Origin of the sequence: Clostridium sp. CM74B_53 (genome assembly GCF_036318045.1) — a bacterium.
In the GTDB taxonomy this organism is placed as follows: domain Bacteria; phylum Bacillota; class Clostridia; order Lachnospirales; family Lachnospiraceae; genus Pilosibacter.
Genome location: NZ_JAWQDE010000002.1, coordinates 294,558 through 305,549, shown reverse-complemented (window position 1 = coordinate 305,549; position 10,992 = coordinate 294,558). Strand labels below are relative to the sequence as shown.

The following is a 10,992-nucleotide window of genomic DNA, read 5'->3' as shown; positions in this document are numbered from 1 at the left end:
GTATCCGGAGATCCGGCAGAAGCTCTGGAAGGAAATGTTCTGGAGTCAGAGCTTCTGCCTCCTGAGTGCCGGCGGAGCTCCGATCGAAGTGATCCGTCAGTACATCGAGACACAGGGGGAGAAAAAATATGAACGTAGTATACCGGTTTCGGATCTATCCCAATAAAATACAGCAGGAACTGTTTGCAAAAACATTTGGATGTGTCAGGTTCGTATATAACCGGATGCTGTCAGAAAAGAAGGAATGCTATGAAAAGACCGGAAAAAACCTGAAGGTTACTCCGGCAAAATATAAGGCAGAGTTTCCATGGCTAAAAGAAGTGGACAGCCTTGCTTTGTGCAATGCCCAGCTGCATCTGCAGACTGCTTATAAAAACTTTTTCCAGGATCCATCGTTTGGATTTCCAAAATTCAAGTCAAAAAAGAATCCTGTTAAAAGCTATACCACAAACAGTGTAAATGGAAATATCCTGTTAAAAGATGGGAAGCTGAAGCTCCCAAAGGCAGGCTGGATCCGGATCCGGCAGCATCGTAAGATCCGGAAAGATGCCTGCCTGAAAGGTGCATCCGTCTGTCTGGAAGCTGATGGGCGGTATTATGTTTCTCTTCTGTATTTTTGTGAAGAAAAGCCAGTGGAAATAAGGAACATAAGGCAGGCCGTTGGACTCGATTTTTCCATGAAAGAACTATATGTAGATTCCAATGGAAAACATGCAGGTTATCCGCACTATTTCAGAAACAGCGAGGAAAAACTGGCGAAAGCGCAGAGAAAACTGAGTCATTGCCGAAAGGGGAGCAATCGTTATAAAAAACAGCAGAAAAAAGTGGCGCGGATCCATACGCATATCGCTCACCAGAGAAAAGATTATTTGCATAAAGAATCAAGAAAGATAACCAATTTCTATGATATCGTATGCATCGAAGATCTGGATCTGAAGACGATGAGTGGGGAACATCATTTTGGAAAAAGTGTCCATGATAACGGCTGGAGAATGTTCACAGATTTTTTGCAGTATAAACTGGAACGGGAAGGGAAGAAGCTTGTCCGCATCGACCGCTGGTATCCCAGTTCCAGAATATGCAGCTGTTGTGGAAAAATAAAACATGATCTGAAACTGGAAGATCGGGTATATCTTTGCAGCTGCGGAAACCGGATGGATCGTGATGAAAATGCGGCAGTCAACATCTGCAGGGAAGGTCTGAGAATGTCCGGGATCATATTGGAAAAGAGCGAAAAAGCATCATAAAAAGATATCAGCCAAAAAGAACCGTGGGACACACGGGGATCGCTCGTGAATGCTTTGCCCAACGGGGCAATCGAACGAGAAGCCCCCACTTCAAGCGTGAGCTAAGTGGTGGGAGTATGTCACAAGCGTCAAGGAACAGAGCAAAAAGATCAAAGAGTACGGCTCCAATGCCATGGTCATGACTGTCACTTTATTTGCTGTCGGAATCTTCATGGGAGTTATCAAGGACTCCGGCATGGTGGAAGCGATGGCAGAGACGATCGTCAATGCACTTCCGGCAGCGATCGCACCGCACATGCACTGGTTCATGGCACTCTTCTCCGTACCGCTCCTGATGATCCTTGGAACGGATGCCTTCTACTACGCACTTCTCCCGATCATTATCGGCGTAGTACAGCCGTTCGGCATCACGCCGGAAACGGTAGCGGCAACCTTCCTTTTATCAGCCACAATGGCAACTCCGATCAGCCCGTCCGTTGCAGCTGTATACGTGGGCCTCGGTCTTGCAGACGTCTCCATCAGTGAACATATCCGCTACTCCCTGCGCCTTGTATGGCCGGCGAGCATTGCGGTACTGATCTTATCAACGCTGGTTGGCGTGATTCAGTTCTAAGAAAAAAGACCACCCTGTCTGGCTGAAAAGCCGGATGGAGGTGGTCTTTTTTTATGTAACAGGAAATCCCGAGGAATTTCCTGTTACATAAAAAGGCACTGACGTGCCAAAGATGCGCACTCGCGCGAAGATGTAGACTGTCGCAAGCGACCGCGGGAGGCGCGAGAACGTGCCGAGGCACATTCTTTTTCACTTGTTGTGCAAAAATCGATCTAATTTGTCAGAGTTCTTCTTCCGGATGAAAATCTGCCATGAATCGTTTCAGGAGATAGGTGCAGAAATACGGGAAGGTGTAAGTACAGTTTTCGTGACCAATATTCTGGGATGAAAATTTAAAGCCATAGCGGATATCCGGATAGCGCTCCGAATTAATCAGGGTGTTCATGGATTTTGCTCTTCCGCTGGCAGCTTTCACTTCCAGTGGAATCAGGGAAGTCATGGAGCGGATAAAGAAATCTGCTTCAAGTGTAGATGTTTCTTTTTTATAATAATAAAGCTTATAATGCTGTTTGACTAAAGCTTCCCCGACAATATTTTCATATAAGGCACCTTTGTAGACTCCGAGATTCTTGTTGGCGCGCAGATCTTCCTGGGATTCATCATCCAGCATGGACACAAGAAGACCGGTGTCGGCAAAGTATAATTTAAAAATATCCGGATCATAATTGCCGCCCAGAGGAAGTTCCGGAAACTCCAGACAATAGCAGATATTTACCATACCGGCATCGACAAGCCATTCTGCACACCCGCGGTAATCACGGAACCGCGCACCGGACGCCACTTTTGAAATCTGGAATTTCTTGTTTTCTTTTGCGAGCTGTGGAGCAATCCGGTTGAAAACATTTAATATTCTCGTCTGATCGATCCCCTGCGCGTATTTACGGATATCTTCTTTATAGTCGGCGATCAGCTGTCTTTGCGTGTCGAGAGAGTTTTCGAAAGTGTTTCTCTGGATATATTCCGCCACTACGGCAGGCATACCGCCCAGAACACAGAAATCAAGAAACAGGGAATGGTACACTTTCATTTCCAGCTCATTAAACGGGCGCAGTTCCCTCATATGAGAAAGCATACTCTGGACAGTTGCATCATCATAGCCTTTTGCCCATAAAAATTCTTCGAAGTCAAGAGAGAACATTTCATAATCTTTCTTATATCCAACACTGTTGCTCTCGATTTTGCGATAGTTTACACCGAGCATGGAACCGCTGCAAATGACGTCAAACCGCCCGTCAATGCAAAAAAATTTCAGAGAGGTAGCAATTTCAGGAAATTCAGTAATTTCATCAAAAAAGATCAATGTTTTTTGCGGAATGAATTTCTTTGACGGATCGATCAGGGAAATATTTTTTATGATATCAGCTGCCTCGTAACCGTCAGAAATGATCCCCTTATACTTCTCGTCTCTTACAAAATTGATCTCTATAATACTTTCATAGTTTTCGGCCGCAAAATGTTTGATGGATTCTGTTTTGCCAACCTGGCGGCTTCCTTTAATGATCAGTGGTTTTCTGTGCGGGTCGGATTTCCATTCACAGAGAAAATTGTCTACCTTTCGTTTTAAATACATGTGTGCACCTCCGTTCTTTATTATGAGTATACACAAAAAAACAGCGAATATCAATTATAATATCACAAAAAAATAGCGAATAATTTTAAATATAACACAAAAATAAATTATATGATGGGTATACGTGTATTTGTCAAGAAAAGCAGACAACAAGAAAGACCGCAGCAATCGATACCTGGATTGCTGCGGTCTCTAAAATTAAGCCAGATCGTCTGATCAACAACAGTCAGCCTGAAATCACTGATCAGCCATGCTTTTCATCGCAATATCTGCACCGATACACCTCATGATCTTTATCATCGAGATAGAAGATATGCGGAAGCTCCTGCTCGATCGAGGTGATGCAGCGCGGGTTCTTGCAGTGGATCACGTTCTTTAAGATCTTCGGGAGATGAAGGCTGCGCTTTTCGGCGATCTTGTCATCGCGGATGATGTTGACGGTGATGTTGTGGTCGATGTAGCCGAGAACATCGAGGTCGATGGCGTCGAGCGGTCCCTCGATCTTGATAATGTCTTTCCGGCCCATCTTGTTGCTCTTCGCGTTCTTGATGATTGCGACGGTGCAGTCCAGCTCGCCTAAACGCAGGTAGCGGTAGATATCCATACTTTTTCCTGCCTGGATATGGTCAAGGACAACACCTTCCCGGATTCCGCTGATATTTAACATGGTTTTTCTACCTCCAGTAATGTCATAATGAGAGCCATACGGACATATACGCCGTTCTGGACCTGTTTAAAGTATGCGGCACGCGGATCATCATCGACTTCGACGGAAATCTCATTGACACGCGGGAGCGGGTGCAGAACGTACATGTCCGGTTTTGCGAGTTTCATCTTTTCTTTGTCGAGAATGTAGCAGTCCTTCATGCGGATGTAGTCTTCCTCGTTGAAGAAACGTTCCTTCTGGACTCTTGTCATGTAGAGGATATCGAGGTCGGCGATCGCATCATCCAGGCTTGTTGTCTCTCTGTATTCGATGTTTTTCGCGTCGAGAACGCTCTCCTTTATGTAATCCGGAACTTTTAACTCCGGCGGGGAGATCAGGATAAAGCGGATCCCCTCATAGCGGGAGAGTGCATTGATCAGAGAGTGGACCGTGCGGCCAAATTTTAAATCTCCGCAGAGTCCGACCGTCATATTGGAAAGTCTGCCCTTTAAGGAACGGATCGTGTATAAATCAGTTAAAGTCTGTGTGGGATGCTGATGACCGCCGTCTCCGGCATTGATAACAGGAATCGAAGATTTGGTGGAGGCAACATAGGCTGCGCCTTCTTTTGGATGTCTCATTGCGCAGATATCTGCGTAACAGGAAATAACACGAATTGTATCGGAAACACTTTCACCCTTGGTCGCGGAACTGGAATCGGCGGAAGCAAAACCGAGAACGGAACCTCCGAGGTTTAACATGGCCGCTTCAAAACTTAAACGGGTTCTTGTGCTTGGCTCATAGAAAAGGGTTGCTAATTTCTTTCCGTCACACACGTGTGCGTATCGGGAACGGTCTTTCTCAATGTCGGCGGCAAGCTCTAAGAGATTGTCCGTCTCCTCAAGAGAAAAGTCAAGAGGATTTAACATGTGTCTCATGATGTTTGTAATCTCCTTCCAAGTGTTTTGCGTTACCATGCTGGGTAGGAATTTTCTGAACTGAAAATTCCGTACAGTTATAGTAGGGGGAGTGGATTTTGCCGATTCGGAATGCGAAGCATCGGCAAAATCTGTTATCGTTCATGCAGTGCAGGAACGATAACATTTTTATTATTATAGCGAATCCGGAGTGGAATTTCCACTATTTTTTTGAAGAAAATTATGATAAAATGAAGATCAGTGAGTGCAATGCACAAAAGAAAAATAAGCGGATGCCTCTGGAAGGCCTGTGTTTCCGGGAAAAAGGAAGCCGGAGCGAAGGCGCACCGGGCAGAACGGATCGTTGGAGGAACCATGAAAAAGACGATGGAGCAGATCATCCTGGAAGGTCAGGTCGCAAAATGCCGCTCCCTGGAGGAACTTTATGTGCTGTGGGAGCTGATGCAGCAGATGGAGGAAGATCCGGACGGAAAGACCTGTTATCCGGAACTGGATCAGAGAAATTTTCATATTGACGGAATCGTGGACCCGGTGCACTATGACGGGACCCTTTATATATTAAAAGAGACGAACATGCGGAAAATGATCCAGAAAGGCGAGACGATGCCGGTGGTCTCGGATATCCGGGGCGACTTTCTCTCCGGGAAGAGTCCGTCTGGCCGGGTGGAATATCTGGAGTATCTCACTGGCATGCAGAAGGTCCTCTGGGAGGAACGTCATCCGGGGGAAGAGTGCAGACTTACCGGGAAAAAGCTCCGCGAGAAGGCGGCGGTCCTCTATCTCAATAAGCGCGGCGGAAAGGGCGCGGCCGATGAGGTCAGCCTGGATTATGGTCAGTACTATATGGAGTTTATCAAGAAGCAGATCCGGCTTTTAAACCCGAAGACCGTGGTCTGCTGCGGAGAGGACCTCTTCCGCCTGATCGTGATGGAAGTGTTCCAGAATAAGAAGCAGAAAAAGAACCGGGAGATCTACATGAAATGGAAAGATCTGGTCCTGGGAGATGTCTTTTTTGCGGACCGGGAATACCGTCCGATAAAAGAGGCAAAGAAAGACGAGGCGGCTGTCCGCGTTGTGAGGATGTGGAATCCGTCCTACCGGGTGAATAATGGACAGTATGTGTCGCTGGAGGAGTATCTGAAGGAGTTCCGGAGAAGACTTTCCGGCGGGAAAGAGGATGAGCAGGAGAATCCGCAAAGCGCGGAGCCAGATGAGGAAAACACGGAGTCCCCGATGACGGAGGATCCGGCTGTGGAGAAATCAGAATAGTGCAGGGATACAAGGGAATTCTGGAAGTTTGAAAAAATGGACAGAGTTCCTTTTTCTATGACAGAAAATTTCAAAGGAATTTCCTGCTGCACAAAAAATGCAATGTATGAGAGATGTACACTTGTACGAAGAGGAAGGTCTTCGCTGGAGACTGCACAAAGAGCCCGAATGTGACAGGTCATATTTCTGATCTGTAAGAATTGCTTTTCACAGGAAGAAACTTTCTGAACAGATGATCTTAAAACAGACAGGAATCATCATGGATTTCGCCAATCTGAAATATGGTAAGAAATTGTAAGAATAATTAAGTAATTTTATATAGTCAGAACATGATGCAGACAGTATACTTGAGGTACAAAAAGAACTTTGACGTCAAGATGAAACGTCAGGAATGACAGGCGCGGCGGAAAAGAATGCTGTGTAAAAATTGTAGAAAAAGGAGGCGGACGGATGCAGCAGAGCGACGAAGCGGTGATCCGGGTAAAGGATCTGTACAAGGTATACCGCATGGGCGAAGAAAAAGTGTATGCGCTGAACGGGGTCAGCTTTGAGATCCACAAAGGCGAGTTCTGCGCGATCACCGGACCGTCCGGTTCCGGTAAATCGACGCTTTTAAACATGCTGGCGGGTCTGGAGCATCCGACAAAGGGTGAGATCGTGATCGCCGGAAAACATATAGAAAAGTTGAATGAAAAACAGCTTGTGACCTTCCGAAGAGAGCGGGTCGGGTTTATCTTCCAGTCCTACAACCTGATCGGGACGATGGATGCGGTGGAAAATGTGGCTTTGCCGTTATCGTTTCGGGGAATGCCGAGGACAGAGAGGATCAAGCGGGCGAAGCAGTATTTAAAGCTTGTGGGACTTGAGAAATTTATGACCCACATGCCAAATCAGATGTCCGGCGGACAGCAGCAGCGAGTCGGAATCGCGAGAGCCCTGGCGATGAACCCGCAGATCATCTTCGCGGACGAGCCCACGGGAAACCTGGATTCGAAGACGACGATGGAAGTATTAAAACTCATGCAGAAGGTCGTAAGAGAACAGAAACAGACGCTTGTGATGGTTACCCACGACAATAATCTGGCGACCTACGCGGACCGGATCTTTAAGATCATCGATGGAAAGATCGTGAGCATCGAGGAGAATCACCACGAGGTGGATCTTGTGCAGTTAGAGGAGTCCATGCAGGCGGCGGCAGAGGCGCAGGCGGAGGGAAAATCTAAGAATCCGGCAGTAGAAGAGCAAATAGAGACAGTTGTGGAAGCAGAAGAACACCGGATAGAGGGAAAGTCAGAATAACAATCGACAAAATTTTGGAATAAACGCAAAAATATGGAAAGCTGGCACAAATAACTAAAATAGAACAGCCAAGAGGAGAGGAACAGTATGAAAATAAAAGGATTACGCTGGATGGCAACATTCCTTGCTGCGTGTATGCTGATGGGCGCAGTCCCGGCAACTGCATTCGCGGCGAAGGAGACAACAGAAGCGGCGGAGACGATCCCACAGGTATACCGGATGGATGACGACAATGATACCGTCCGCCTTGTGATCGGAAAGACGCCGACCTTATATATCGGAAAAAACGGAACAGTCTCCGTGACACTCATGAACATGGAGGACAAAGATTGGGTCGAGACAGAGATCTGGATCGCCTCCGAGGATGATTTCCGGAACCATTATTCCGATGAGATCACAAAGACGGAGGACCGCGACAGCGAGGAGAGCAGCATCGTCCAGTCCATGAAGACGATCTATCCCTTTGAGGTGACGGATTCCTTAAACCGCCATTATAAGGTCGGTCATGTAAATAAAAAAGCAAAAAAGACCGTCAACCTGAATGTCAATGTAAAAAAAGGTCTGGAAGAGGGCTATTATCCGATCCTGATCTACATCTCAAAGCGCGCTCAGGGCGAGGACGGAATGTCATCCGAGTACGCAAAGACGATCATGGCGTGGATCGAGACAAAGAAGACAACAGGAACCAGTGAGACAAATGAGGACAACTCCGAGCCGGTAGCATTCGCCCTCGGTGAGAATCAGTCCACTCCGTCCGCAAACTATTCCGAGGTCATGAATTTCGATGTAAACGTGAGAAATACCGGTTATAAGACTGCCTATGATGTGCGCGTCGATATGGAGCTCTCTGAGGATATCACGAAGTTTCCGTTTGAGATCAATGACGGAAATTATGACCGGCAGATGGGAAATATGAATCCGGATCAGACGGTGGCAGTTCCGTTCAGCATGGCGGTGCGGGAAAAGGCGAAATCCGGCTATTACCCGATCAAGTTTAAGATCCGTTACCGGGAAAATGAGAATGGAAACTTTGCTGCTCCTGTGGAGGATACCTTTTATGTGCGGGTCTATGGAAAAGACGAGGGTGATTCTCTGGATTCTGAAGCAGGCGAGAACGAAAGAACAAAGGCGCGTATCATCGTCGACAGCTTTGAGACGGATCCTGCGGAGATCTATGCCGGACAGGATTTTACGCTGAAGGTGCGCATGAAAAACGCTTCCAACAGTATCGCAGCCAGCAACATCCTGTTTACCTTCGAGTCGGAAGCAGTGAGCGACAGTCCGGTATTTACGACGGTGAACGGTTCAAACTCCGTGGTTGTCAATTCTCTGGCACCGGGAGCATCTGACACGCTGACGATAAAATTTTCTTCAAGTCCCACAGCGGAACAGCGTTCCTACACGATCACGATCAATGAGCAGTATGACAGCCCGGAATTCAAGAACGCGAAGGAAGCCGTAAAGATCGCGGTTGGATTAAAGCAGGAGGCACGGTTAAATACCGGTACCATCGAGGTCATGCCGGATGCTATTTCCGTAGGCGAAGAGTCAAACGTGATGTTTTCCATCAACAACACCGGAAAAGTCATGCTCTATAATGTGAACGCGGTCTTTGAGGCAGACTCTATCCAGAAGAATGAGGCTTATGTTGGAAATATCGAACCCGGAAAAAGCGGAAACGTGGATACGATGATCAACGGAATTGCCCCGACCACGGATGATGGAAAGGTAAAACTCTCCATTACATATGAGGATGAGAACGGAAAAGTCTCCACGGTCGAGAAGGAGATCCAGCTTATGGTAAATGATGATCAGAGCATGGATGAAAGCAATGTTGACGATACCTGGAACAGTGACGATGTACAGCCGGAACCGTCCACGACGGATAAACTGAAACATCTCGCAATTCCGGTGGGAATCGTGGGAGTGGTCCTTGCAGCTGTGATCCTTGTGGTCATCAGACGCAAAAAGAAGAAAGCGGGAATGGACGATGAGATTCTTTGATCTGCTCATCATGAGCATCAATAACCTGCGCAGACGGAAACTCAGGACGGGACTTACCGTTCTGGGTGTTGTCATCGGCACGGCCTCCATCGTAGTCATGGTCTCTCTGGGAATCGGATTGAAGGAAAATACCGTGGAATCCTATGCTTCCTTCGGAAGCCTCACAAGGATCCAGATCAGTTCCGGATACGGGAACCAGTCCGAGGACGATTACCTCGTGGACGCCACGGTGACGAAGCTTGCGAAGATCCCACATGTGAAGAGTGTGTCCCCGATTCTGGAGACAGATGTGAATCTGAAGCAGGGAGTTTATCAGGGATATTCGAACATTGTGGGAATGCCCAGAGAGGAGCTGGAACAGATTCCGCTGGCGGAGGGAAAACTTCCGGACAAGAATGCGGCGACTCTGGAGTTTATCGTCGGAAATATGGTTTCCGATAACTTTTATAACAGCAAGACCGGAAAGGGAAACTGGGACGGAGAGGATCTTTCCAAAGTGGATCTTATACACAAGCCGTTTTTTACCATGTTCCAGAATATGGGAAACGGGGATGAAAGCAGCCAGAAAAAGTATCTTTTCCCGGCCTGCGCTCTGGTGGATGGCGGCGAGAACGGATTTTCTGAGTATGGATACCAGATCTACACGGATATTGATCTGTTAAAGACCCAGCTGAAAAAAATCTACCGGAAGAACCCGATCCCCGGACAGCCGACAAATAAAAAGGGAAAACCCTACAATTATTTTGTCTACAATATGATTTACGTGAATGTGGACGATATGGAGCATGTGACGGAGGTCCAGAAAGCGATCACAGATATGGGCTACGAGGCCTACAGTAGCATGCAGTGGCTCGAACAGGCCCAGCAGCAGACGGATATGATCCAGGCGGTCCTCGGAGGCATCGGTGCTGTATCGCTGTTTGTGGCGGCCATCGGAATTGCAAACACGATGATGATGTCCATCTATGAGAGAACGAAGGAGATCGGTGTGCTGAAGGTTTTGGGATGTGCGCTTGGAGATATCCGGACGATGTTTTTGATGGAGGCGGGATTTATCGGATTTATGGGAGGCGTTCTGGGACTTGGCTTAAGCTACAGCGTCTCCGCGGCGATCAATAAGTTTCTGGGAGCCAGTCTCTCCGGCATGACCGGCGGTTCCGGAGCGATCTCAAGGATCCCGCTGTGGCTTTCCGGATCCGCAGTGGTCTTTGCGGTCCTGATCGGCATGCTGGCCGGACTTTTCCCGGCACTGCGGGCGATGAAATTAAGTCCGCTGGCGGCGATCAGAAATGAATAAGATAAATGAGTCCTGGGTGCGTTGACACCTTAAAAATCTGACATTTCAGCCAGTCCGCAGGCAGGTTGGGGAACAACAGAAAAACTCTACAGTTATGCCGCACATGGAG

At 47.5% G+C, this 10,992-nt stretch carries 10 protein-coding genes; 7 read left to right on the top strand and 3 right to left on the bottom strand.

All coding sequences use genetic code 11. The features are described from left to right. From V2546_RS02910 to V2546_RS02900, 3 genes are all read left to right on the top strand, one after another. On the top strand, positions 1–166 hold a 166-nt coding region (locus tag V2546_RS02910; protein WP_329751520.1), incomplete at its 5' end, for a transposase. Beyond that, the gene (locus tag V2546_RS02905; RefSeq protein WP_329751514.1) at positions 129–1,247 is read left to right on the top strand and encodes an RNA-guided endonuclease TnpB family protein; all 1,119 of its coding nucleotides are present in this window, start codon (positions 129–131) and stop codon (positions 1,245–1,247) included. The genes V2546_RS02910 and V2546_RS02905, both read left to right, overlap by 38 nt. A gap of 172 nt (positions 1,248–1,419) precedes the next feature. Further along, complete coding sequence (locus V2546_RS02900) at positions 1,420–1,860, top strand: hypothetical protein (protein ID WP_329751513.1); 441 nt, start codon at positions 1,420–1,422, stop codon at positions 1,858–1,860. 220 nt (positions 1,861–2,080) lie between these two features. Here the strand turns inward: V2546_RS02900 and V2546_RS02895 are convergent, their stop codons facing one another. The 3 genes from V2546_RS02895 to pyrB all read right to left on the bottom strand — a co-directional run bounded on the left by V2546_RS02895 (position 2,081) and on the right by pyrB (position 5,014). After that, positions 2,081–3,430, bottom strand: a complete 1,350-nt coding sequence (locus V2546_RS02895; protein WP_142410476.1) for an ATP-binding protein — start codon at positions 3,428–3,430, stop codon at positions 2,081–2,083. Positions 3,431–3,674: 244 nt separating this feature from the next. Then, positions 3,675–4,097 carry an aspartate carbamoyltransferase regulatory subunit gene (locus V2546_RS02890; protein WP_142410475.1) on the bottom strand — a complete coding sequence of 141 codons (423 nt, stop codon included), beginning with the start codon at positions 4,095–4,097 and terminating at the stop codon, positions 3,675–3,677. Continuing rightward, a complete protein-coding gene (pyrB, locus tag V2546_RS02885) occupies positions 4,091–5,014 on the bottom strand; it encodes an aspartate carbamoyltransferase (protein ID WP_118529617.1) in 924 nt (307 codons plus the stop codon). The genes V2546_RS02890 and pyrB overlap by 7 nt, the downstream gene beginning before the upstream one ends. A gap of 354 nt (positions 5,015–5,368) precedes the next feature. On the opposite strand from pyrB, the gene V2546_RS02880 reads away from it, so the two are divergent. The 4 genes from V2546_RS02880 to V2546_RS02865 all read left to right on the top strand — a co-directional run bounded on the left by V2546_RS02880 (position 5,369) and on the right by V2546_RS02865 (position 10,883). Further along, on the top strand, positions 5,369–6,283 hold the full coding sequence (locus tag V2546_RS02880) for a hypothetical protein (RefSeq protein ID WP_329751512.1): 915 nt from the start codon (positions 5,369–5,371) through the stop codon (positions 6,281–6,283). A 450-nt stretch (positions 6,284–6,733) separates the two neighbouring features. After that, positions 6,734–7,582 (top strand): ABC transporter ATP-binding protein, encoded by an 849-nt coding sequence (locus V2546_RS02875; RefSeq protein WP_329751511.1) that lies wholly within the window; start codon positions 6,734–6,736, stop codon positions 7,580–7,582. A gap of 87 nt (positions 7,583–7,669) precedes the next feature. After that, the gene (locus tag V2546_RS02870) at positions 7,670–9,586 is read left to right on the top strand and encodes a COG1361 S-layer family protein (protein WP_329751510.1); all 1,917 of its coding nucleotides are present in this window, start codon (positions 7,670–7,672) and stop codon (positions 9,584–9,586) included. Further along, positions 9,573–10,883, top strand: coding sequence for an FtsX-like permease family protein (locus tag V2546_RS02865; RefSeq protein ID WP_329751509.1), 1,311 nt, complete (start codon positions 9,573–9,575; stop codon positions 10,881–10,883). The genes V2546_RS02870 and V2546_RS02865 overlap by 14 nt, the downstream gene beginning before the upstream one ends. Positions 10,884–10,992: the final 109 nt, after the last annotated feature.